The 22281-nt window shown below is 40.6% G+C and carries 33 protein-coding genes; 22 read left to right on the forward strand and 11 right to left on the reverse strand.

The window, feature by feature from the left end:
* The first annotated feature begins 32 nt into the window (after nt 1-32).
* From ACFG4S_RS01545 to ACFG4S_RS01585, 9 genes are all read left to right on the forward strand, one after another.
* Nucleotides 33-185, forward strand: coding sequence for a hypothetical protein (locus ACFG4S_RS01545; protein ID WP_392530149.1), 153 nt, complete (start codon nt 33-35; stop codon nt 183-185).
* 65 nt (nt 186-250) lie between these two features.
* On the forward strand, nt 251-700 hold the full coding sequence (locus ACFG4S_RS01550; protein ID WP_392530150.1) for a hypothetical protein: 450 nt from the start codon (nt 251-253) through the stop codon (nt 698-700).
* 6 nt (nt 701-706) lie between these two features.
* Nucleotides 707-1072, forward strand: a complete 366-nt coding sequence (locus ACFG4S_RS01555; protein WP_392530151.1) for a hypothetical protein — start codon at nt 707-709, stop codon at nt 1070-1072.
* Between the two features lie 166 nt (nt 1073-1238).
* The gene (locus tag ACFG4S_RS01560) at nt 1239-1439 is read left to right on the forward strand and encodes a hypothetical protein (RefSeq protein WP_392530152.1); all 201 of its coding nucleotides are present in this window, start codon (nt 1239-1241) and stop codon (nt 1437-1439) included.
* 22 nt (nt 1440-1461) lie between these two features.
* Nucleotides 1462-1932 carry a hypothetical protein gene (locus ACFG4S_RS01565; protein ID WP_392530153.1) on the forward strand — a complete coding sequence of 157 codons (471 nt, stop codon included), beginning with the start codon at nt 1462-1464 and terminating at the stop codon, nt 1930-1932.
* Between the two features lie 4 nt (nt 1933-1936).
* Entirely contained in the window at nt 1937-2233 is a 297-nt protein-coding gene (locus tag ACFG4S_RS01570) for a hypothetical protein (RefSeq protein WP_163926634.1), read from the forward strand.
* A gap of 40 nt (nt 2234-2273) precedes the next feature.
* Nucleotides 2274-2549 carry a hypothetical protein gene (locus ACFG4S_RS01575; RefSeq protein ID WP_392530154.1) on the forward strand — a complete coding sequence of 92 codons (276 nt, stop codon included), beginning with the start codon at nt 2274-2276 and terminating at the stop codon, nt 2547-2549.
* Between the two features lie 398 nt (nt 2550-2947).
* Nucleotides 2948-3235 carry a hypothetical protein gene (locus tag ACFG4S_RS01580; RefSeq protein ID WP_392530155.1) on the forward strand — a complete coding sequence of 96 codons (288 nt, stop codon included), beginning with the start codon at nt 2948-2950 and terminating at the stop codon, nt 3233-3235.
* Between the two features lie 143 nt (nt 3236-3378).
* Nucleotides 3379-4413: an endonuclease NucS domain-containing protein gene (locus tag ACFG4S_RS01585; RefSeq protein WP_392530156.1), complete on the forward strand. Its 1035-nt coding sequence runs from the start codon at nt 3379-3381 to the stop codon at nt 4411-4413.
* 160 nt (nt 4414-4573) lie between these two features.
* On the opposite strand, the gene ACFG4S_RS01590 is transcribed toward ACFG4S_RS01585, so the two are convergent.
* On the reverse strand, nt 4574-5026 hold the full coding sequence (locus tag ACFG4S_RS01590; RefSeq protein WP_392530157.1) for an Hsp20/alpha crystallin family protein: 453 nt from the start codon (nt 5024-5026) through the stop codon (nt 4574-4576).
* A 168-nt stretch (nt 5027-5194) separates the two neighbouring features.
* Nucleotides 5195-5494 (reverse strand): hypothetical protein, encoded by a 300-nt coding sequence (locus tag ACFG4S_RS01595; protein ID WP_392530158.1) that lies wholly within the window; start codon nt 5492-5494, stop codon nt 5195-5197.
* Nucleotides 5495-5780: 286 nt separating this feature from the next.
* On the opposite strand from ACFG4S_RS01595, the gene ACFG4S_RS01600 reads away from it, so the two are divergent.
* Nucleotides 5781-6242: a hypothetical protein gene (locus ACFG4S_RS01600; protein WP_392530159.1), complete on the forward strand. Its 462-nt coding sequence runs from the start codon at nt 5781-5783 to the stop codon at nt 6240-6242.
* Nucleotides 6243-6448: 206 nt separating this feature from the next.
* Here the strand turns inward: ACFG4S_RS01600 and ACFG4S_RS01605 are convergent, their stop codons facing one another.
* The 5 genes from ACFG4S_RS01605 to ACFG4S_RS01625 all read right to left on the reverse strand — a co-directional run bounded on the left by ACFG4S_RS01605 (nt 6449) and on the right by ACFG4S_RS01625 (nt 10313).
* Nucleotides 6449-6970, reverse strand: a complete 522-nt coding sequence (locus ACFG4S_RS01605; RefSeq protein ID WP_392530160.1) for a CVNH domain-containing protein — start codon at nt 6968-6970, stop codon at nt 6449-6451.
* A gap of 235 nt (nt 6971-7205) precedes the next feature.
* Entirely contained in the window at nt 7206-7958 is a 753-nt protein-coding gene (locus ACFG4S_RS01610) for a hypothetical protein (RefSeq protein WP_392530161.1), read from the reverse strand.
* Nucleotides 7939-8754 (reverse strand): DNA cytosine methyltransferase, encoded by an 816-nt coding sequence (locus ACFG4S_RS01615; RefSeq protein ID WP_392530162.1) that lies wholly within the window; start codon nt 8752-8754, stop codon nt 7939-7941. Before ACFG4S_RS01615 ends, ACFG4S_RS01610 begins: the two co-directional genes overlap by 20 nt.
* A 219-nt stretch (nt 8755-8973) precedes the next feature.
* Nucleotides 8974-9483, reverse strand: a complete 510-nt coding sequence (locus ACFG4S_RS01620) for a hypothetical protein (RefSeq protein WP_392530163.1) — start codon at nt 9481-9483, stop codon at nt 8974-8976.
* Nucleotides 9480-10313 carry a hypothetical protein gene (locus tag ACFG4S_RS01625; protein ID WP_392530164.1) on the reverse strand — a complete coding sequence of 278 codons (834 nt, stop codon included), beginning with the start codon at nt 10311-10313 and terminating at the stop codon, nt 9480-9482. The genes ACFG4S_RS01620 and ACFG4S_RS01625 overlap by 4 nt, the downstream gene beginning before the upstream one ends.
* A 197-nt stretch (nt 10314-10510) precedes the next feature.
* Between ACFG4S_RS01625 and ACFG4S_RS01630 the strand changes: the two genes are divergently transcribed.
* The 3 genes from ACFG4S_RS01630 (at nt 10511) to ACFG4S_RS01640 (ending at nt 12596) form a co-directional block, all read left to right on the forward strand.
* Nucleotides 10511-10864 (forward strand): hypothetical protein, encoded by a 354-nt coding sequence (locus ACFG4S_RS01630; protein ID WP_392530165.1) that lies wholly within the window; start codon nt 10511-10513, stop codon nt 10862-10864.
* A gap of 40 nt (nt 10865-10904) precedes the next feature.
* The gene (locus ACFG4S_RS01635) at nt 10905-11171 is read left to right on the forward strand and encodes a hypothetical protein (protein ID WP_392530166.1); all 267 of its coding nucleotides are present in this window, start codon (nt 10905-10907) and stop codon (nt 11169-11171) included.
* A gap of 234 nt (nt 11172-11405) precedes the next feature.
* Nucleotides 11406-12596: a GIY-YIG nuclease family protein gene (locus ACFG4S_RS01640; RefSeq protein WP_392530167.1), complete on the forward strand. Its 1191-nt coding sequence runs from the start codon at nt 11406-11408 to the stop codon at nt 12594-12596.
* 53 nt (nt 12597-12649) lie between these two features.
* On the opposite strand, the gene ACFG4S_RS01645 is transcribed toward ACFG4S_RS01640, so the two are convergent.
* Complete coding sequence (locus tag ACFG4S_RS01645) at nt 12650-14983, reverse strand: UvrD-helicase domain-containing protein (protein ID WP_392530168.1); 2334 nt, start codon at nt 14981-14983, stop codon at nt 12650-12652.
* 385 nt (nt 14984-15368) lie between these two features.
* Here ACFG4S_RS01645 and ACFG4S_RS01650 point away from each other — a divergent pair, with 385 nt between their 5' ends.
* The gene (locus tag ACFG4S_RS01650) at nt 15369-15671 is read left to right on the forward strand and encodes a hypothetical protein (RefSeq protein WP_392530169.1); all 303 of its coding nucleotides are present in this window, start codon (nt 15369-15371) and stop codon (nt 15669-15671) included.
* On the opposite strand, the gene ACFG4S_RS01655 is transcribed toward ACFG4S_RS01650, so the two are convergent.
* The 3 genes from ACFG4S_RS01655 to ACFG4S_RS01665 all read right to left on the reverse strand — a co-directional run bounded on the left by ACFG4S_RS01655 (nt 15668) and on the right by ACFG4S_RS01665 (nt 17981).
* Complete coding sequence (locus ACFG4S_RS01655) at nt 15668-15847, reverse strand: hypothetical protein (RefSeq protein ID WP_392530170.1); 180 nt, start codon at nt 15845-15847, stop codon at nt 15668-15670. The two genes, ACFG4S_RS01650 and ACFG4S_RS01655, sit on opposite strands and share 4 nt — an antisense overlap.
* Before the next feature lie 187 nt (nt 15848-16034).
* A complete protein-coding gene (locus ACFG4S_RS01660; RefSeq protein ID WP_392530171.1) occupies nt 16035-16253 on the reverse strand; it encodes a hypothetical protein in 219 nt (72 codons plus the stop codon).
* A gap of 1227 nt (nt 16254-17480) precedes the next feature.
* Nucleotides 17481-17981: a hypothetical protein gene (locus ACFG4S_RS01665; RefSeq protein WP_392530172.1), complete on the reverse strand. Its 501-nt coding sequence runs from the start codon at nt 17979-17981 to the stop codon at nt 17481-17483.
* A gap of 136 nt (nt 17982-18117) precedes the next feature.
* Here ACFG4S_RS01665 and ACFG4S_RS01670 point away from each other — a divergent pair, with 136 nt between their 5' ends.
* The 8 genes from ACFG4S_RS01670 to ACFG4S_RS01705 all read left to right on the forward strand — a co-directional run bounded on the left by ACFG4S_RS01670 (nt 18118) and on the right by ACFG4S_RS01705 (nt 22281).
* Entirely contained in the window at nt 18118-18318 is a 201-nt protein-coding gene (locus tag ACFG4S_RS01670) for a hypothetical protein (RefSeq protein ID WP_392530173.1), read from the forward strand.
* A 78-nt stretch (nt 18319-18396) separates the two neighbouring features.
* Nucleotides 18397-19107, forward strand: coding sequence for a hypothetical protein (locus ACFG4S_RS01675; protein ID WP_392530174.1), 711 nt, complete (start codon nt 18397-18399; stop codon nt 19105-19107).
* Nucleotides 19101-19985, forward strand: coding sequence for an antirestriction protein ArdA (locus tag ACFG4S_RS01680; protein WP_392530175.1), 885 nt, complete (start codon nt 19101-19103; stop codon nt 19983-19985). The genes ACFG4S_RS01675 and ACFG4S_RS01680 overlap by 7 nt, the downstream gene beginning before the upstream one ends.
* 72 nt (nt 19986-20057) lie before the next feature.
* A complete protein-coding gene (locus ACFG4S_RS01685; RefSeq protein ID WP_392530176.1) occupies nt 20058-20444 on the forward strand; it encodes a hypothetical protein in 387 nt (128 codons plus the stop codon).
* Nucleotides 20445-20515: 71 nt separating this feature from the next.
* The gene (locus ACFG4S_RS01690) at nt 20516-20695 is read left to right on the forward strand and encodes a hypothetical protein (protein ID WP_392530177.1); all 180 of its coding nucleotides are present in this window, start codon (nt 20516-20518) and stop codon (nt 20693-20695) included.
* A 113-nt stretch (nt 20696-20808) separates the two neighbouring features.
* Nucleotides 20809-21030 carry a hypothetical protein gene (locus tag ACFG4S_RS01695; RefSeq protein WP_392530178.1) on the forward strand — a complete coding sequence of 74 codons (222 nt, stop codon included), beginning with the start codon at nt 20809-20811 and terminating at the stop codon, nt 21028-21030.
* A 44-nt stretch (nt 21031-21074) separates the two neighbouring features.
* On the forward strand, nt 21075-21929 hold the full coding sequence (locus tag ACFG4S_RS01700) for an ATP-binding protein (protein WP_392530179.1): 855 nt from the start codon (nt 21075-21077) through the stop codon (nt 21927-21929).
* Nucleotides 21930-22002: 73 nt separating this feature from the next.
* The gene (locus ACFG4S_RS01705) at nt 22003-22281 is read left to right on the forward strand and encodes a hypothetical protein (RefSeq protein ID WP_392530180.1); all 279 of its coding nucleotides are present in this window, start codon (nt 22003-22005) and stop codon (nt 22279-22281) included.

Genomic DNA, 22281 nt, shown 5'->3' on the forward strand with positions numbered 1-22281 from the left:
TACTAATTGACACTAAAATTAAGGACTGCTATATGAAAAATTTTGTTGTAAAGGTATCAAGGAAAGAATATTTCGAGATAGAGGTGACTGCTGAAAATAAAGATGAGGCGGCACAATCTGCATTGTCTGGAGAACCACCTGATTGGAAAGTTGAAAGTGTAGAAGAGGTAGTAGATGAACAATAAGTTAAAAAAATGAGCTAATCTGACATAATTATAACTCTTCAAATAAATATTTACAACTTTAATTGATGGACACCACAGAACTAAAACCAAATCAAAAAATAGGCGTATTTTATCACGATGATAATAGAGGATCTAAAGCCAAAATTGAAGAAATAGCTAAAGTTTCTCCCACTGGGTATGTCACGTTAAAAAACGGGAAACGCTACAACCCAAAAGGATATGAGGTAGGAATAGAAATAATTGACGCGACATTTCTTTGCTCGATAGAAAAAGCACAGGCAATTATAGATAAATCATTAGCATTTAAGCAGAAGAAAGAAGAAGAATATAAAGCATATCTTGTTACTCCTGAAGGTCAACGTCAAATTGCTATTCAAGAAGCAGTAGAAGCTGCCATTCAAATACTAAATAAATACGGCTGGTATGCTGATGTCGATGGTCACATGGATGTAATGGAGTCAGAGATTAAGCAAATTATCAAAAAATATCTTAGCGAACACGAACCTATTAACTAAATTACTATGGCTCATACCTTTAAACATACATTTCACGGTAAACAATATCGTGTTCTTCTTGAGGTCACAGATTGGCGTATCTTTCCACGCGAAACTCAGTGGAAAAAAGGCGAAGAACCTCAATGGTCGATTGACCAGAAACAAAAATTATCTAACGATAAAGTAACTATCTCAGCTTACGCTTTACCTCAAACCATGCCTTCCAGCACAGCTTTCAAAAGAGTTGGCAATAAAAATACATGTATTTTTTGGAAACAAAGTAATAGTGAGCAATGCCAAGAAGTTTTTACTGAAGCTTGGGGAAAGGTAAAGGAGTGGACTAGTGTATCTGATGAGGATTTACATCAAAAATTTAAGCCGTACTTGAGTTAAAGATGGCTAAAATATGTTGTGCTAGGAATTTAACTTCTATTAACATATATAAAACAGACATGAATAACTACTCATGCTTAAAAATAAGATTCTAGAATTTGCTAAAAACTGGGGGTATATTCTGATTTACTCCGACTATTCTAGGAAAGCTCGGAGTAATGTTTGGATGCTAAAAGTACCAACGACTACTTTCAAAAATCGTCCTGAGTTCGTCAGAACTTTAAAAATATTAGAAGACAATGATTTAGAAGAACTGTTGGATAAAACTAAAAAATATTTTGCAGGCAGTGAATCTCCCATAAAAGTAATCCTTCGTGATAAAAAATACTCTGGCAGTGAAAATGACAAAGAACTATTTACCATCTAAATAATACTAAAAACTTTGACTGATGTACTACGGATACCGTTGTTATACTAAAGAAGATAAGCTTTTAGGTTGGCTATACACATTTAGCTGTGATACTGAATATGCTTGGACTAATAAAGATTTATATTTGTGCAAGCGCTGGAAGACTGAACGAGGGGCAAAAAAACATTTTGAACATTACAATAGTCGCTGGCAATTCAAAAGTCAAGGAGGCTATCTCAAAATTGAAGTTATGCCAGAGTTTTCACAAAGCAAATCTTCTGCTAAGTCTAATCAGCAGCGATGGAATGAAGCCAACCGTGATGCACTTTACCAAGCTCAAGAAAATTACAACCAGAAGCGCCCTATAATGTCATTTCGTCCAAAAGCCGAACTGTTGGAATGGCTGAAAGAGGAACGTACAGCAGATGACAATGGTGAACCAGAAACTGATGCCTCACTCCTAAATCGCAAGTTAGAAAAACTAAAGAATTTAGAACAACAGGGATTTTAAGACAGTGAAAGCAGAAGAATTAAAAAATTTAATTATTAGTATTCTTCAAGAAAAGCCTAGATTCTTTGACCATGTTTGTACTAAAGATATCAAAGCTTTACTATTAGAACATTATAATATTTCTGTAACTGAGAAAATGATTATTAAAGTGATGATGCAAGTAGTAGAAGAGGGGGTAAGTAAATTTGGTGGGGATGGTTATGAGTGTGGGGATGGTAGTACACTAACATGGGCTGATGAACACGCAGTAGCTGGGTCAAAACTGACAGGAGTTCATAAGTATTGGTGGTTTAATATTTAGTTAAAATTAATTGAATTAATATTAAATAATAAATTTAATAATGAATAATCTAGACCGTCTGTTGGCAATATTAAAAGAACAAGCAGACTTGATTGATAAACTTAACACACGTTCTGACTTTCAATACAAAAGTACACAACGATTAGTTTTAGATTATGGGAAACCTTTTGTAACTCAGGTCAAATCACCATTTAAAGGTGAACTTAAAGCTTGCTTTGAAAACTGCTTAAAAGGATTGTTGAGGTATCCAAACCTAAACTACTGTGAGGGATTTGCTATTAGTGATGATATTGATATAGCTGTATCCCATGCTTGACTAGTAAATAATGATGAAGAATTAATTGATCCAACTTGGATAGGTGAGCGGTTTAAAGGTAGTACTTATTTTGGAGTAGTCTTCACCGATGATTTTGTAAGGGAAATAGCCCAAAAGACTAAATGCTATGGAATCCTAGACAACGATTTCATGAATGAACACCAGCTATTACGAGAAGGATTTCCACCTCACGCACTACTTACTAAGAAGACAAAAGACGCTCAATGATTAGTGCGATCGCTCCCCACCATGAGGAAAACAAAGGAACGTAGGCACAGCCAGATGTAGGCATCGCACCCTAACTTTATGGACTATTTAGTGGGTAATGTGGGTAATAACCTGATTATTCCTGAAAAATGAGATAATTTTCTAATATATATAAATAATGAGGATATGCAATGGCTAACATTTTAAAAGACTCTTTTGGTTTTCCTAAAATTTCTAAATATTCTGGTTCTTCTCCAAACAAAGACAGCTATATTGTCTACTGTGTTGAGTTTGAAGGACGAGAATTAGGATATTGGATTTCTGGTACTGGAGAATGGCAGGATTTCAGGGATAATGATACAGATTTTGAAAGTTTAGAAAAATGTCTTGAAGGGCTTTATGAGATGTACCAATATGACGAAGATTACGAGTTTAGGTACTGGGTTCAAAAAGTCAAAATTAAAGCAGAAATGATTTAGGTGGCAAGGAGTTGCTGAATTATTTACCTAAAGATATCGCTACTCTATAGAAACAGTTTTGGGTACGATGCCTACGGTGAGCGGGTATGCCATCGCGTATGCCATAATATTCAGTACTCTAGTAATATTGCAGTGACGAAGATATGTTAGCTGGTGCAGCACTACGTAAAACAGGTTCTAGTTGGGAATTTGCATCAGAAGCAGCATTAGAAGATTTTGTTTGGGATAACCTACAGCAATTATCAGGCTTAAAACCTTTAAAACGACAGTATGCTGTTAAGGGCGAAATCTGCGATATCTTAGCACTTAACGACACGAGACAATTAGTAATTTTAGAACTCAAAAATACTGAAGATAGATATGTTGTTCAACAACTAACTCGCTACTACGATAACTTACTAGACGAGAAACCATTCCCAGAGCAAATTGATTACAGTCAGCATGTCCGGTTAATTGCGATCGTACCCTCATTTCACAAACATAATCTGATTGACCGCAAACACACAAAGTTGATAGTCGATTTTTTGCTCTTTACTGTTGCCCAGATTAATCAAAATTTTCACTTACAACTGCAAGATATTGATACTAATCAAACTTGGTCAATTCCGATTCCCTATCAGAAACTTGACATTAGCACCATATCAAGCAATATTCCAGAACCACCGCAATTACTTTTAGATTGGCTTGGTGCTTGTACTGGAGAAGAACAACAAGCAATTCTTAAACTTAGAGAGAAAATTCTTAGTTTTGATGGGCGAATAAAAGAAGAAATTGAAGGTAAAAATACTATTAGATATGGCAGAGGTAAGGCTAAACCAGTAGTTGAGTTATGTTTTCAAAGAAAGCTTAATAAACCAGTCATATTTATGTGGTTGCCAACTCCAAGCTCATTATTATTTACACAAAGAAGACAAGTTATTGGCAGAATGAGGCTGTGGATGGATGGTGCTGTTGTTACCCATGCTGGTCATGTACCAGAGGGGTTTGGCCGGATGAGGCTGCAATCTGAATGGGATGCTATGCCGCGAGAACAAAGACCTAGAAATTTGTATTGGAGCCTTTCTTATAAATCATTTTCTCCTGTGGGAATTAACACTTATAAGGAGTTAATTCCAAATCCCGATTCCCTAGAATCACTAGCAGATTTAGCACTTGGAAAGTGGTTGGCAAGAATCTAAATTTGGATAAGCTTTACTTTTTGCGATCGCTATCCTGATTCTTAGAGGAAAACAGCGTAGGCGCAGCCCGTCGTAGACATCGCATACAAAAGAGCTTGGTCATCTCAGAACCAAGCTCTTAACTATCTCAATCTATCATTGGAGGTAGAATAGTTTCACATTATGCAGCAGGAAGTTCAAGATTAACCTTGACAACTTTGTTCTTTTCTTGCTCAGTTTTAGGCAGTATCAAATTCAAGATACCGTCTTTATAATCTGCGGTGACATTGGTATTTTGAACCCTAGCAGATAGAGGAATTACACGTTGGAATTTACCATAGTAAAATTCACTTCTTGTAGTGCCATTGTTTTCGGTTTTAGTTTGGGACTTGCGCTCACCGCTAATGTGAACAGTATCTTCAGTGACTTGAATATCTAGGTCTTTAGCTTCTAGTCCTGGCAGTTCTAGTTTGAGATGAATCGCATCATCAGTTTCGTGCAACTCAGCAGCCGGAACTTTGATAAAATCTCTGTCAAACCGTGGAGATGGTACTCTGGTATCTCCAAATAAACCGTTGATGTGACGTTCTAAAGCGTTCAATTCTTGCCAGGGGTTGTAACGAACTAGTGCCATAACTCTTTCTCAGATTAATTAGTTCTTGTTTAATCGTTTTTGCACTTGGTTTTGTGCTTATGTATTCATAATAAGTATGGTTAAAACTTCTGTAAATTCGGTTCTCATCACCTAATAATATGATGATTGCCGCACTAATTTAGGCAGTAAAAAAGATTACGGTTTACTCTAATTTTGCGGTTCGGTAAACCAGAATCGCTTGTTACTTTGGCACGTTTCGCCAACATAAAGTAGCAATTCAGCAGCAGAATCAATCACAAAATACAAAGCTGCTTGTCCAAAATCATCTGGCATCCGGTAAAAAGCCATTGGTTGTAAATGCAGCGCAAACGGGTCTATCGTCTCTGGGTCACAATGATTAGGGGTAAGGTCAAACAGTGTTGCTTGCTGCACTGGCTTAGTTTCCCTCACCCGTTGCTGATACTCAAATATTTGCGCTTTCCACTTCAGCAGGGCATCAGCACTCATCACCAGCCCCTCTGTTCTAGGTGCTGGTGTGGGCGTTACAGATGGGAATAGGTTTAGCTGATTTGGTTCCAAGGGTATTACGGGGAGCGTGCCGACTAGCTGATTATCCCCCAGAACTGGAATGCAATAAACCTGTTAACGGATTCAAAAGAGGGTAGGCAAGCAAAAACCTTTGGCATCGCCACACTTTACTTGTTTATTGATATTAAGTGTTAATGTGCAGCAGGTTTGTTGTAAATATATGAATATCAACTGATGTAGAATCTGACAATTAGGATTGCTAAAGATGGACTCCGACCCGATTAAAGACTTAGAGATTATTGCTCATGTCATGACAATTGCTAAAACTCATAAAATTAGTACTGAATCAGCTTTGGAGTTCTATTTCAATAAAATCAAATTGGAACTCCAACAGAACAAGAAAGAAAACACAAATTTATCTGACAGTTTAAAATCAAGTTTAAGTCCACAAAATTGGGAATCTGTGATGAAGTATGTACGTCATCATCCTAGCAATGAAGAACTTTCCCAAGCATATTACCAAGCTAAACAAGAGGGGAAATTGAAGCCAGCTAAACTATTAGTGGGTGGAGATTTTTACTTTAGAAATTCTGATTTTGTAGGTAGTAAATATTTACCACCAGGCATTACGGTTGAAGCTGAAGTGTACGATAATACAATTGGTCATGTTTGGCTCTCACCAATTGAGTGCGAATTTGTTTTTATAGATGAACTGGAATTTATTTAAGATTTACTCGATGTAGAAAAATTGAGCTGCATTCTCCACTATTTATGCAGACCTGGACTTGATGGGGCGATCGCCTCCCTCTTATCACCCCTACTACCCCCAATATGGACACTAAAAAGCGCCTCCTTTTTGGAGAAAAGTAGAAAATGATCATCAAAAATATCAAGAATTATGCGAACGCCTGTGTGAGTATGAATTATTAAAAATTATTGAACACACACCACTCCCTCACGCGCTATCTCTTGCAGAACACCGTTAATATTAGATAAATCAGTTTCACAAGTCCATGACCATACCTGACGATTTCGATAATCATGAGTGTATTCTATAGCAGTGGGATGCCAGCCTCCGTCTATACTTTGGCAAATTGCTGATAAACGAAAGCGAATGGGAGTAAGTTCTTTTACATAGAGGTCACGACAGGTTTCTCGATAAGATCCAGGAGGTGGAGCAAAATTACCTCTTGCACAGGTGAGATAGCCATCTATATTGGAGATATCTTCTTTACAAGTATCATAATGTCGAAGCTGACTATTGACCGCTTCACCATTTCCATTACTACAGGTAGCGTAGAGAGTTATGTCTCCATTGGTATTGCCAATCGCCTGAATGTTCCAACAGCTTCTTTGATAAGAACCGGGAGGATTTGCATAAGAAGCAGCTAACATGATACATTGGGTGATGACAATTGAACTAAGTCCTAGCAATATCTTAGTACAGAGATTCATAAATTATTAACTTTGATGAATTAAAGCAGATGGAAGGAATCTACCTTTAATCGTAAATAGTTCTGACTTTGATGTTTTATGCACTTTCCTGTTTTACACAAACATAGGTTCTATTTTTGATAAAATTTTGTTTTCTTCTTTGACACTACCGTAAAGTTTACCACCGCAGACAGACGCTCGAATACTCGCTACCGCTAATTTCAATAGATACGATCGCTCTTCATGCTCTAAGAATTTATTTTTTAGTTTTCGCTCTCCGAATAAAACCGATTATTTCTTCTAAGCTAACCCCTTCATTTTGCATATCTTCAATTAATGGAATCGCTCCTAATGGCACACTCCCAATACTCCGCCCCTTCCATTCTCCGTCTATCTTTTCCTCCCAATTAAACCCCCATCTCCAATGAGTAGGATTGTCAGTATTGCGGTGTCCGATTACACGAGGGTAAGAAACTATACTTCCGTTTTTCAACTTCTTATTCTCAATGTATTTGTACAGGCATCCTTTGCGCTGTCTGGATTTGGACTTCTGCACAGCAACAGGCTGCGGCTTAGTTTCCTCTAAGAAATTTTCGGGTATCGGTTGGGACAAGTCATTTTTAACTAGATCAGCTTTTGACCGTTCGCCTGACGAATATTGATTATTTATCTGTAATTGGTGTGTACGCTGCATATCTGGCTCTAACTCACACATACCGCAGTCGCCACTTAAATAGATGTGCTGTAGTTCGCAACTAGGGCAAAGTACAAGTGGTTCTGATTCATCCTCTAAGAATTTGTCTACTAGGTGTTGGGGAGCGATCGCTAGTTCAGCAATGTACAGTTCGTCTCTTTCCCAGAAGTACCATTTACCTTTTTCTATTTCCCAATCAACAACAAAGAAAGTTGAGCAAAAGCTTTTAATTATGCCAACATTTGAGGAGCGATCGCAGATATAAAGGTCTACTTTTACATCTGACTGTTTAAGCTTATTGAGCGAGTTTGGCAAGGTAACAGACTCGTCTGATTGCAACTGCTGCTTGAAGGGGGCAGACTGCACGGGCGTAGAGGTCGTTGCAATCTCGCCGTTTGTTGAGATGGTGGCGTACTCCGGGATAAATGGGAGCTGCACTGATATTGTCTCGCCAGTATCCATCAAAGGATATTCCGCCCAGCCAACGGGGAACCCCATCATCCAGCCTGGTACTGCTGGGTTTAACTTGTCGCCCGACTTTAAATGTGGCTTCAATTTCTGCTCCAATCTGGTCGCCCCAGATGGCCTGCATCCCGTTGAGCCTTTGGCATACGTTGTTGGTGTAGGCAACAATAAAGAGTCTGTTTCTTTGGTGCGGCGCTCCGACTTCCGCTGCCGATATGAGCTGCGGATCGTCCCAGTGATAGCCGACCACTCGGAGTCCGCCAAGAATCGCTCGTAATCCTCTATGGATAAGCCCTTCAGGATTTTCAATGATGAGGAAACTGGGGCGACCGTCGGCGATGCAGCGCAGGGCTTCAAACCAGAGTGATGATTCTGGGTGTTCGAGTCCTGTACCGTTGCCTGCCGTGCTGGTTCCAGTACAAGGAAATCCAATTGTGTAAAGGTTGAATTCCCCCGGCTGAGGGTAATAGTTGCTGATGTCGCTGTGTATGGGGATTTTTGGAAATCTATATTTAAGGACTGCTTGAGCGTCGGGGTTGTTTTCAATGAAGAGTTCTGTAATGATTCGGTCAGCTGCTCCGGCGGCATCAATTCCGAGTTCAAAACCGGCGATTCCTGCAAAGAAGCTGGCGTGTTTGAGTTGCATTCTCTCGCCTCCTGTGTCTTCTCATCCTCTAAGAATTTTTGATAGTTCCAAGCCTGCATTTGCTTTGGGGTATATTCGCCGGATACCCCGTTTTCCCAAGTAATGGTAATTTTTTTGCTGTGTACACTCGATACTTGGCCTAGTTTCCTCGCGGGGGTGATGATGCGATCTCCTACGGTAAAGCTTGCTACGCCTACCTTAAAATCGTCTATAGAATACTTACTCATCTTTATTGCTTCCTACTAAGTAAGCTTTATTCATTGCCTCCCACTGTTCGGGGCTGATAGCCTCTAGTTCAGCCTTGCGTAGCTGCACTTCACGCTCATCATTAGAAGTGCGGTTTTTTCTGCTTAGACTATGGGATTGGGCAATCTCGCTAGAAGCTTGATTAACACACTGCTTAAACATTTCAAATTGCTTTTGTGTAACCTGCTTCCAGTCAGCGCGGGAAATTGCATCCAGTTTCTTGCACAGATACAAGTCAAAGCGAGTATCTAATACGCCGTACTCCTTTAAATGATAATTGTCAAATTTGTTACAACTCTGACAAACAGGGATGCGATCGCGGTGTGGGTCGTAGTCGGGAATTATCAGCCTGACTAGATGAGCTTGAATTTGTCCCGTGTCCTGGCAACAGAAGCAATGCCACCTGGGTTGCCAAATCTCTTTGTCATCACGCTCAGTTTTATCGTTGATTGGTAGCCGCTCAAATTTGGGTAGTTCAGTCATAATTCACCCTCTTCGAGCCAACTAAATTGTTTAGTTTCGTTACACCATCTGACAAAATCCTGTTTTTCTTTATCAGTGGCGAATTCTAAGGGGTTGGCTGTTTCCTCAATGATGGCCAGCCAATCAGCACGCCGAGGGTCGTTTTCCCATTTAGTGGTTTGTGCTGGGGAACTTTGCCCCTTGGACTTGTACCACTGGGCTGATAATTCCTCCCAGTTCTTCTCTATCCACTTTTGGGGTAATTGCACTGGGGGATTTTTGAGTTTTGCTGCTCTCTTCTCCCCAAATTGTAAAAATTTCTCTCTCTCGCCTTCTGAGAGAGAGTCTAAAAAGTCTAAATAAGTCTTATTAATCTTAGGGGTGCTGGAATCTTTGTCTGGTGAGGCTTTTGGCTTGCGCTTGTTGCGTGGCGATCGCGCAAGTTGCGTAGCGATCGCGCAAGTTGCGTCATGATCACCTAAGTTGCCGTCAGGCAACAAAGTTGCCTGACGGCAACTTGTTGCCTCATCGCAACTTGTTGCCTCATCACAACAATGTAGGCCCTTGGTGAGAACGTGAACCTTGACTTTAAGAAGCTCCATATCGACAAACCCCTTTTCATCCAACGCTTTGAGAGCGCGTCCTACAGTGCTGCGGTGAACTGGCTTTTCTGCGGTAGATAAATCTTTGGCAATCCGTGCTGGCGATACTTCCATTCCGGTGCTGTATGGGTCGAGAGTGCGAAGGTAGTAGAGTACATCCCTCTGTGCTGGGGTTAATTCCCGGCAGGCTCTCAACCATTCTTCATGTTGGAGCGGATAGAACTTCCCCTGAATCTTTGTGTCTGTCATAATGAAGTTGAGTCAATCAAGTTTTTGCCCTTGCCTGCTTATGCAAGAAGGGTTAGTCTTTTGTAAAAAGTTGCTGAAATTTCACAAAATTGTCACACCAACCATATATAGGCAGTGCGATCCTTTGCTAGATTGTATTTCCGAGATAAATTTGATAGTATTCAATAACTTGAAAAAAAGCAAGTAATAGCAGCAATATGGATAAGCATCAAGAAATATTAATTACAGCAATTAATGAAAGTGGCCTAACAGCAAGAGAGATTTCTGTTCGGGCTGGTGTTCATGAGAGTACTATCAGTAAATTTCTTGATGGGAAAAGCGACCTAAAAGCTGGTAATTACTTCAAAATCCTTCATGCTCTGCCAGAAAACTGTAGAATTCCAGCATTAGCGAGAATAGGAGTAGTTGAACTAACTCCTGTTCAGCTAATTGAGTCCGCTACCCCAAAAGAAAAGGCTGAGATACTTAACGCCATCGCTGCTTGGGTATTACAACCAGGGGCTATATCTGTAAAAAATACGGATACGAGTGACCTGCAAGTAGCTGTATAATCGCCTATTAAATTTTTATGTATACAGTTAGGCGCTGATTGTGGTAGATCAAGGTGAAGATGATTTTTTAAAAGAATTAATGGAAAAAAGCGATCGCTTGGATGCCGAGGAAAGAGCCAAATTAATCAAGCATCTCCTTGGCGAACCTGGTTTACAAGTGGTGATAGGCTCTAATCAAGTTCATGCTACGAATGTATACCAAGTTAATTTAAATAGCCCTGACCAGATATCAACGATATTGGAGGCGATCGCGAGAAAAATTTCCTCTGATGATTCCTCAGAAGATAAGACAGAGGGAGCCGGTTGATTCTTAGAGGATGGAGGAGCGATGCCTGCGGCGGGCTACGCCTACGCTTGTTGAGAGGCGATCGCTTTGTAGTCAGCAGTCAGTTGTTATCTCTCCCTTATCCCCTTCATCTCCACTCCCCTGCTCCCTCAATAATTATTGATTGTACGGCAACCTTTTTTTGATACAGTAAAATCATCTTCACGAGCAACAAAATCCTATCAAATTGGTGTATCAAATAAAGGATATTCCCAAATGTGGCTCATATATGGCATTGATCAAGACAAAACCCTAGTGTCAATTGAAGATGTCCCAAGCGGTAAGACTCAGTTAAGGTGTCCCTACTGCGACGGTGAACTGACTGCTAAAAAGGGTCGGCGCAATGAACACCACTTTGCACACACTCATGAAACTTGCCGGGAAGTAAACCGCAGCGATCGCCTGCTTCCTACGCTGCCCCTGTATGATAATTTCAATATATGGCTGACTGGAAAGGAATTCCAGCAACTCAAAGACCTTTGGAATCGCTACGGAATTAAAGATAAGGGTATCCCAGTCAAAGAAGTGCCGAGTATTTTAATTAGAGAAAAACTGCTGGAACGCAACACTTATCGTTATGGTGGGGAATACCAGTTTACAAAGCTGGGTAAAATACCAGTTGGCGCACTTTCCTTGATGCTGTTTAACCAAGTGCAAGAACCAATGTTATTAGAAAAGTTGCAGCACCTAGAGAAAAACGTGCAAGTTGCTTATCTTGAAGATTCTCCTAATTTTAATGAATGTCTGCGAGATTTACAAATCTATCAAGCTGAATTTCGTAAGATTTTATCTAATACTCTCTACTACCTTCAAATTGATACTAGTGGAGGAAATACTATTTATAAAATTGGTGTAACTCGTCGTGACATTGAAGCGCGAGTAGCTGAACTTAAAAATAATTTAGCCTCACATTTTGAAAATGTTTCAATTAAAGTATTAGGAACTTGGTTACATCGTGGAAATGTAGAAAAATACTTTAAATATCGATATTCCTTCTTTAGTATTTCTATTGGTAACTTAACTGAATATTACAATTTTTTTGTTCCTGAAGAAGCTAAAGCTGTACTGCGCGATTTGCGGCGGATGCAGGCAAAGGGATTATCAAAAATTGAGGTAGATATCCTAGAGGGTAATCCTAGCTGGATTGAACAATTGATTGCAGAACAAGAAAAAGCCTCCAGACGTTCAGATGCAATCAAAACGGGGATGGAACGCGCTAAAAACTGGGGTCAACACGTTGGGCGGCCTTCGGTGAGCGAATCGCCACAGGAGTTTCTAGCCAAACCATCATCACAAAAAGTAATCGCAGCACTTAATGAAGGTTTGTCACTTCGCAAAGCAGCCGAAAAAGCAGACGTGGCAATCAATACAGTTCGTAAGGTGAAAGCATCACTAAATAAGAACTAATTCTTAGAGGATAAACAGCGATCGCCCGATTAAAGCGATCGCTGTACTGCTAACTAAAAATCATCATAAAAATCTTCGCCAGTCCAAAATTCTGATTCCATGCCTGCATACCTATAACTAGGTCGTTTTACTTCCTGCTGTTCTTCATCTTTGCGAGATGCAGCATAGAATTTTTGCCAATAGCGATTAAATGCAGCGTACACAGCCTTCCTGTTTTTTTCAGATGAAAATTCAATATTACCTGAATCCTCTAGATCCTGAAGTGAAAAGCCATCTTCAATCAATTTCTTAACTAGCCTTTCTCTAGAGGCTTCAGTAGGGAAAAATGGAGTTAAATCAGCACTTAATTGTTCTTTAGCCTCTCGAAGTAATGAGAAGTAATCATTACTTCTAGAATCAGCTAAGTCAAGATGATTTTCTACTTTATTCGGATTCGCTGAGGGTGTATACCAGTCTGGATAGCCAACTATAAACAACTCAGATTTACTGCGAGTTAGTGCTACATAAAGTAAATTTTCTTCTTGTTCGAGTTGCCAATCCTGCTGATTTCTCCAAGTCATAGGTAAATCATTTGGCTTGTAAATAAATATTCTCTCTGCCTCACCTCCTTTGTATTTGTGGATGTTAGATAAAGTAATAGGCGAGTTTGTATCACTAAATATTATGTCAATACAAAGTTTTAAATTATCAACATTTTTAGCCTGTGTTTGAGATTGATAAATAGCCAGAATTGCTTCTAACTTGTCCAACAATTTTTGTTTAAGTTCTTCCTCATTATCTAGGTCACGATAGCGTTGTAATTTGATTTCCTTGTACTGTGCAACAGCATCGTTAAAAAACTCAAAGCTATACCCAGGCATTTTTGCTATTAGGTCAATCTCTTTTTTAATTAAGTCCCCTACATCACGGCCTTTAACTGTAGCTTTTACACCTTGCCCAATTAACTTTATACACAGGCTAACCAATGGGGCATTTTTCCGGCCGATGATTACATCACCATTTTTTAGAGATTTCTCAATTTCTACTGCTTCAATTTGATGGATTATCCCCTCAATAGCATCTGGTGCTGGCTCAATGGGAATATTAGGGAAGATTTTCTTAACTAGAGCAATATGGGATTTCGGACAACGATAGCAAATTGATAAAGGTAATTCTTTAGCTCTAGTAAGTCTGACAATGTTGTTGTAGCTTTGGTTGTCCGCCCCAGCGAAGCCCATAATAGCTTGCCTTGGATCTCCAACCGCGAGTATGCGGCCAATACTCCCTATGAGCATCAGCACAAATGCTAATTGCAAGGGGTTCAAATCCTGGCACTCGTCAATGAGGACAAATTTATATGGTTTAAACCAGGGTCTTTCGTGAAGTTTCCACTTAACAACTAACCAAATCTGATCGGTATAGTCTAACTTTTTCTCTTGAATTGCCATCTCCTCGCCAATTTTAAGACAGTAGGCAATCCATTGAGCAACTAACTGGGGTTGTTGTACGCTGTCAATTTCGTGATGATTTGCGATCGCTGTAACAATCTTTGCTGTGGGTTCTTGATTGTTCAATCTCACCAAATCAACTAGTTTTAGAAAATCGTCACTGTTACTGATGATTTTTTCACTCTGCAATCTACCTATAGGAATGTTACGTCTTGGGTTAGGAACTAATTCTAAGTTTTGGGCAATCTTCTCATATTTATATTTAGAAATTATTATGTCTTCACTGCGCTTAACTCCAAGTTCTTTTTTAATGAGAGTGAAGGCAGCACTGTGTAATGTACTAATTGAACTTTTCCAAAGGGGGCCGAATTTTTTAATCAGGTCTGCTGAATTGTCTTTACCAAAAACACAGATTTTAATTTCATTGGGTCTTAATCCAGTTTCCCACAAGGATTTCGCAACTATTCTTAATGTGCTACTTTTACCAGAACCAGCTACAGCGTTGCAGCAGCCATTACCTTTTTCATTGATAACCCAATCAATTATTCCTAATTGAAATCTCGAAGGAACAAAACCAAACTTTGCTTTATACTCTGCAATTTGACTATTTGAAAATTCTAGATTTGCTAAAGATGGTGCGGACGGTGCAGTATTTGAGTTAAGTAAAGTATCCTTACTATCTAAGACATCAGGTAATGTAGTTTGTACAGTTGTCTCATCAATATCATTACCAGATAAACATTCTATAGCCAGTTTTATCTGTGCTAATTCATCTTTACTCAACTTATCCAATGCAGAGATGATGGCCTCGAATGGGCTACATTGTCCATCGAGCGCTCGCGCGAACTTTTCTATTTCCTCTAAGAATATCTCAGGTACTCTTGTCGCCTTGGTTGGTAGATTATTCCACGTTGTTTTTTGCTTAGTTAAATGCTCAGTTTTAGGATGTGGATTAGGCATAGTAATTGGAGTGAATACTATTACTAAATAATATCCTGTATCCTGTGTACACTCGATAAAGCTTAATTAAAGTATATTTTGTGGAGAAAGCGATAAGTGACAAATCGCTTACGCGACATGAAGAAATAAGGTTGCTTTGCAGTTTGTTTATTGACTCCCTCCGGTCGATGTCCCCCCCGCCCAAGGGAGCGCTCAGTCGCCGCAGGGCTACCCCGGCTGTCTTATTGTGGCTACGGGCGTCAAGGGCTGCGCGAGTGGCGGGAAATCGTGCTTCGCTTTTATATCTGGGGACACCCCAGACCCCACCGCCACCCTTGACCCCCTCCGCTTAGAAAAAATAGCCGGGGTTGTTCTTGGCTGGTCGTTTCGTTGGGAGTTTCGGTTTATGCGTTCAGTTCCATTTGCGTTCGTTTCTGCTTTGGCTGCTGACTTTGAGGCGGTCGATTGTTTCTGGCGGGAGTCTGACTCGGCCTTTACTGGGTTTGTGGCTGAGGTGTGGTTTAGTGAGTTGCGTTTGGCTGGTGAGTTTGCTACCAAGTGGGCGGCGGTTGTCGGTTACGCGGTCAAGGTGCGTTGTCCTGCTGCTGGTCCAGGTCGGTTTGTGGTTTCGGTTCCTGTCGTTGTGCCAGTTGGTCAGGTCAAGTTGGGCTTTCCTAGTCGGGGTTCTAGGTTGCAGCTAGTTCGTTAGTTGTTGGGGGCGTTAGCCCCTTTTTTGGGGTAACTGCGATCGCCTTTACATTGCTCTTGCCATCTGGCAAAATATATTTTCACGAAACGATAAGCATTTGAGGGTATTTTGTATTGGCGATCGCCTCTGGATGTAAATTGCCAAATGGCAGAACAGCTAGCGATCGCACTTTCCAAGAGAACTGAACAACCCTATCCCCCCTGTCCCCCTTGTCCCCATTCCCTATTCCCTAACCTCAACAGCGATCGCTCGTGTTGCACTGCCGCCCAACTCCGCTTCGCTACGTTCGGCTATATCCTGTACTGGCTTGGCTGTCCCTTCGGTTCCAGCCAAGCCCGGATGATGGTGAAGACTAGCGATCGCCTATCCCTCACGCCCTGGGATAGGCGATTCGCTTTGGACACGTTTTTGCTTCCAATCAAAAATTGTCACACCAGACCTTGCGCTCCACTCATCCAAGGCTTTTTGAATATCGCTTATTTCGCTTGGTATCTCTACTTCCATTGATTGAATATCAGGAATGCATTGTATTGAGTCGCACTCTTCTGGCGATAGATGGGCATAGTAAATTTTTATCAGCATGGTTAAAGTTGTTGCGGGTGATTTGCGATCGGACTTTCAAATAATAAAGGCAGGTGCGACCGCGTAATGGTGTTAGGAGCCTTGCAAAAATAACTTGAACAATTTTGATGGGGAAGTTAAGCTCACAAGTCGTTCCAGATTAAATTTGTACAACTTATTTTTACATGATGCCTTAGGCAGTCGCACCTACTGCGATCGCCTGTTGATAGTACGTTTGTATTTATAAATAGGCAAGATTTCTTACTTTTTGCTTACTGCCCTTAAATAAAGTTTTGTAAAATTTCTCAAATATGTAGAGTCTGTAGTACGGGCGAAAACTTAATTTTTGCGTTTGAATGTAGCACGTTTTTACACGGCGGGAAAGCTTAACAATTGCATGAGCGATCGCACCTTTGCACTGCGGCGATCGCCTACTTTCCCACAGAACTAAGTCCCTCAAAAAGCGGTTGCTTCGCTTTTAATCTTTGAATATATAAGGTTGCTTCGCAGTTGTTGTGCTTTTTGTCTGCTGCCACTAATTAATCCTGAAGTGGCCAAAAATTGGAAGCAGCAGCCAAAAAGCGGTGCAAAAAATGAAGCGAAAAAGCATCTTAGCACACTCCGTTCCTCCGTGTGCAATACTTTTTCTTGGGCTTCATTTTTTGCGAGGAGGAAGAATAAAGAAAGAGAAAAGGAGAGGTAAAGGTATCTTTGGGTGGTTGGCGGCGTGTGCCATTAACCCACAAGTTCCTCAAAAAAACAAGGATTGGGTAACAAATCCGGAAATATTACCCAACCTTGAGAGCGTCTACTTTGGTGGTTCCTCCACCTGGCAGGTTTCCACTTTGGTTTTTAAGCCTCCGCTTGTGTGTTAGCCCTTCACGTCTTACCTCTTACCTTGTGGTTTTAATAATTTAAATATTGGTTGCCGCGGCCAGAGTGTCTTAAAATCCTGTATCTCTGGCTTTAGCCGGCAGCTATCGCGGGTTAGCCGCCGATGGTTGGTTTCATTCGCTCCCTGTCGTTTTCCCCTCGTCCCGCGCCCGTGGGTTCATTGCCTCCGGTGTTACGTCCTTCAACCTTCCACTCTTTTATTATAGCTTTTTTTAGCTACAAATATATAGCTAATTTTAGATATATTATAAAGTTTTATTAAAGCTTTTTATAGCTTGTCTAAAGCTAGGTGATGCTCCACATCAAGAGGGCGGCTTACGCCGCCCACACAGCGCATCGCAAGGCTTGCCCTAATCAAAACAAGGTTAATTGCTCTGAAGCTGGCTCCCGCATCCAATCAGGCAACCAACTATCATCATCAAATCTGGTTTGAAACTGCGGAAACAGATATATCTGCAATCCCCGATACCTTGCATAGGCAATCGTTAGCCACGTTCCCGACCCGCCGCCGTTGGGGTTCTTGCAAGGCTTACACCCCTCTGGACAAAGCTTATTAGGAAAGGCATACAGCCAAACGTCCGGTTGTCCTGCGATACCTTCGGTAGGCTTCGCCAACGCATCAATCATGCGTTTGCTACGTTCTGCAAAGTGCCAGCGTTGGTTTCCTGCAACTTCATACACAGTCAGAGTTTTGTTGTAGTAAGCAGCAGTCCGCCGCACGAAATCATCCAGCCCCGGTGCGTCTCCTACGTGCCACTCTGCGGCGTGGTTAGAGATGAAATCAGCAAAATCCTTATATATCAAGCCTTCTTGCTCTTTAGTCAGTTTGCGTGGCCCTGTAAAAGCTATCTGCATTTTCTTATCCTAATCTTTATATAATTATACCTTAAAAAAGCTTTTTATATAGCTAAAAAAAGCTATAATAGAGATATGAAAAAAACCGAGGTGGCAACCTCGGCATCGATGATTAAATAACTAAGGGTATTGTACAATGCAAGACTTTAACTTCATTCTCAATCACTGCGATCGCACCATCGAGCTTTACAAGAACGTAGAAAAGGGCTTAATTGATAGCAACCTTTCTCCCAACGGTGCTAAATGGGTGCAAGAGGAACTCCAAAGAATTAAATGTTTAATCCAAGGCTACCAAGAAGAAGAAGCCAAAGGGATGGCAAAGCATTTTAATCAATAAAAGTTTAGGGGGGTTTAGATACCCCCATCTCCACCCACAAAAGAATTTAATCTCTGCAAAATTATTCTCTTGTATCCCATGAACGCTACACAAAGATTCTCTGCAAAAGCCCACACGCGCCCCAGTTACAATTACTCGAATTTTCATAAGTCATTGCTTCATGAAAATAACGCAGAAGATTACGCACTGCGACACATTTACAGTGTTGAGAATACCAAAGCTTTACTACAAAGGTGGGGTTGGTCGGTAGAGCAAATAAAAACAGGAATTGACTATGCCACCATTGATGTTTATAAACACTTTGTTTATCTGCACATTCCTAACAAGGTTGAAAAGCGCAAAGAAACTATAAAAATCCGTGGGATTTCTCGATTTATTTCTAAGGTTGATTACGTTGATACTTTAATTAAAAGAACTTGGCAAAAAGCTGACCCTTATAAATTGCAACCGGGGGATAACTGGGACGAATTAATTGCAATGGGCAATACTGGTGATTTTTACGAGGTAAAGCTATATCGATATGAAATCACCTGTACTTGTCATGCCTACAGTGGATTGCAAAAAGCATTTGAGCAGGATGTGGTTGCAACAAAGCATCTGATGTTAAACCCTATCACTCAAGGGCAAATACCAGATAAACACATCTTTGCAGCGTGGAAGTATCTAGGAGCAGAAACACAGCGACAGTATGAATATCAATTCACAGAACGCAGAGAAGGGTTTTTAAAAGAAATAAAACAATCTTTCTATGAAAAAGAATTCTTAGAGGAAATTCAAGAAGATTGGTAAAACAAATCACAGGCGATCGCTATCTCTTCAACCAGAGCGATCGCACCCATATAAGCGATCACCTCTTCTCTACGAGACGCTACGCAAATATTCCTCTAAGAATTTTTAAAAGGTATCCGAATATGCAATTAGTATTTAATTCAGAAGTAGAAGCTTTTGTAGTAGCTGAACAGCTTTACAACGTGCAGCAGGTAGGTAAAATCTTAATTCCTGCCGACAAAACAATTGATTATCAGGCTTTAGAATTAGCCGTTAAATTAGCTCAGGTAAATTTTCCTACTTTTAGTTTTCCCATTGTTAGCTCTTTAAAATGCCGTCTACCATTCCCCAGGCATGAGCGGGAATGCAGCGATGAAAACACACCAAAAATATATGTAGCTTGCTTATCAGCTTACAATAATGGGCATTTACACGGGCTTTGGATTGATGCAACCCAAGACGCTGATGAAATTCAAGAAGATATTAATTGGATGCTTTCTTGGTCGCCTGTAGCAGGTGATGAACCGTGTGAAGAGTGGGCAATTCATGATTATGAAAATTGGCAAGGTATTCAACTTAATGAATGCGAAAACATAGAGCATATTTCAGAACTAGCAAATTTACTAGAAGAACATGGTAAAGCATTCGCTGTTTATTACCAATATTACGGTAGTGACGATAGTTTGGAAGATTTTCAAGACCATTATATGGGTCAGCTCGAGGATGAGGAAGATTTTGTTTATCAGATGTGGGATGAGTGCGGCACTCTGAAAAAACTAGAAGAGTTAGGCATCAATGTATGTTACATCGACTGGAAAGCCATAGCACGAGATTGGTTTATTAGCGATTTCTATTCTGTTGAGGTTGGCTATAAAGAAACCTACGTTTTTAGCCGCTAAATTCATAACAAAAATTTGAGATTGATACATAACTATTACCTGGGTAATCGCCTACTTTTCCTCTAAGAATCTATGCAATCAGCCCACTGTGCATTATCTGTAGCTCTCAAGCAATTTCCAGATGAGCCAGAACTGGATAAAGCCAAAAAACATTTAGAAGCAGCAGTTAATCTATCGGGAGAATATCACAAAACTTACTGGAGTATTTTCTGGAACACTTCAACCGAACGCACCAAAAAGCGCATTAGGGAAAAATGCAATATTTTAGCCTTTGATTGTTACTCCAACATGCTTGATATGGCAGATGAGATTGAAGCGTATATAGATACTAAAAATGCTGAAAAAGTCCCAGCACCTAAAGAATGGAGACAAATAATATTTGATTTAAGACTGGCTTTTGACTGGATAGAAAGGGAGCATCCCACAGAGATTAGATACAAACAATTGTCACTTTTTTGATTTTAACTGGCTGCCAGCCCACAGCCATAAGAGAGGGTAGGTAAAGCTCTTAATTATTGGAGATAACGGTAATGAAGAAAAGCTCTAAAAAAGTACAACTAAAACTGCAAGAAAAGCTGGGAGATTTAATATCTGAAATAGAAAGCATTATCAATGAAGAAGATAATGATGAGCCAAATCAGAGCTTTTTAGACAATCTCGACCTTGCTATTCAATACCTACAAGAAGCTTTAAAAGAAATAGAAGACTAACTAGCATCTCGACCTAGATAAGTCGTTAAACTGTCTGGCTTAAAACTGCCGCCCAACCCGGCCAAGAGCAAGCGGCAGCTTACCCCAAACAAAAACAAGATGAGGTTAATTTAATGTACAACAACATTGCAGAGATAGACCGCGAGATTGCGGCACTGCGAGAGCAGCGAGATTACGAAATTGCTTACTGGTTTTATATGGGAGAGAGCGATCGCAGCTATGGATTAGCGCCGCAGTACTCCGAAAACCCTTGGTACACCCTCGGCTGGCATGACCGCGACTATCAGCTTCTTATTGGCTTCAATCTACAACCTGTAACTTTTGACCACTTCTAAAACCACTAGCACCCCAGCCGTCGTAGCTGGGGTAATGAAAAGTCATGTTTAAAAAAGCAACCAAATCTCAAATCAAACTGCGTTTGTCGCTTATTGGCATTAGCGGAAGTGGTAAAACCTACTCAGCACTAAATATTGCTCAGTTTTTGGGAAAATCAACAGGTGTTATTGATTCGGAACACCGCAGCGCCAGTAAGTATGCAGACCTATTCAGTTTTGACACTTGCGAACTCACCAGTTTCCACCCCCAACACTATATTGATGCGATTGAGGATGCTAGTACCACTTATGATGTTCTCATAATTGACAGTCTAAGTCACGCCTGGATGGGAAAGGATGGCGCATTAGAACAAGTTGACCGCATAGCCAAGCGATCGCAAACCAGCAACACTTTTGCAGCGTGGCGGGATGTGACACCACTGCATAATAAGTTGGTTGAAGCTTTGCTTAGTTGCCCTTGCCATCTTATTGTCACTATGCGAAGTAAATCTGAGTATGTGATGGAAGAGTATGAAGATAAAGGTGGCAAGAAGAAAACTCGACCTGTGAAGGTAGGACTTGCCCCAATTCAACGTGATGGAGTTGAATATGAGTTTGATGTTGTAGGTGATATGGACAAAGATAACAATCTCATTATCACCAAGTCTCGGTGTCCTAAGCTTTCTGGGCAGGTAATTCACAAACCGGGAAAAGAGTTAGCGTACACCCTACGCGCTTGGATGGGTGAGCCTTGGATACTTTGGAAATCAGAAGAAGATGCGATCGCCTGGGCTGTAACTCAATTACCAGACATCACGCCAGAACAACTGCGCCAAGAATTCAATAACTTATCCCCTAGTAATGGCAAAAAAGCACCCGCCTGGGTAGAGCGAGTCATGCAACTCAAAGAACCCTTTTAAATAATCGGAGCAGTTGTTATGAGCAGCTGCTCATCTAAAATAGAAAAGCCTATTTTTAAGCTATATGTTAATCATGCCTCTTCTGCCCGACCAATCGACGGAGCAAAAAAACGTACTCGAACAATTGATGGAACAAAAGGGCTGGTCATACTACCAGCTAGCCGTTGAGTATGGCAAGCTTGAATATCCAAAACTCAGCCCAGCCGAACTTGCTAAAAAATTCAGCACCAACGTGCGTAAAGCTGTCCGTAACCCAGAACAGGCTAGATTTGAAACCGTAAAAAAGCTAGTTGAATTACTAGGTGGCGAACTGATAATTAGGGTCAAGCGCATTGATGAAATGCCGCTTTAG

This window comes from Nostoc sp. C117 (genome assembly GCF_043099735.1).
In the GTDB taxonomy this organism is placed as follows: domain Bacteria; phylum Cyanobacteriota; class Cyanobacteriia; order Cyanobacteriales; family Nostocaceae; genus Nostoc.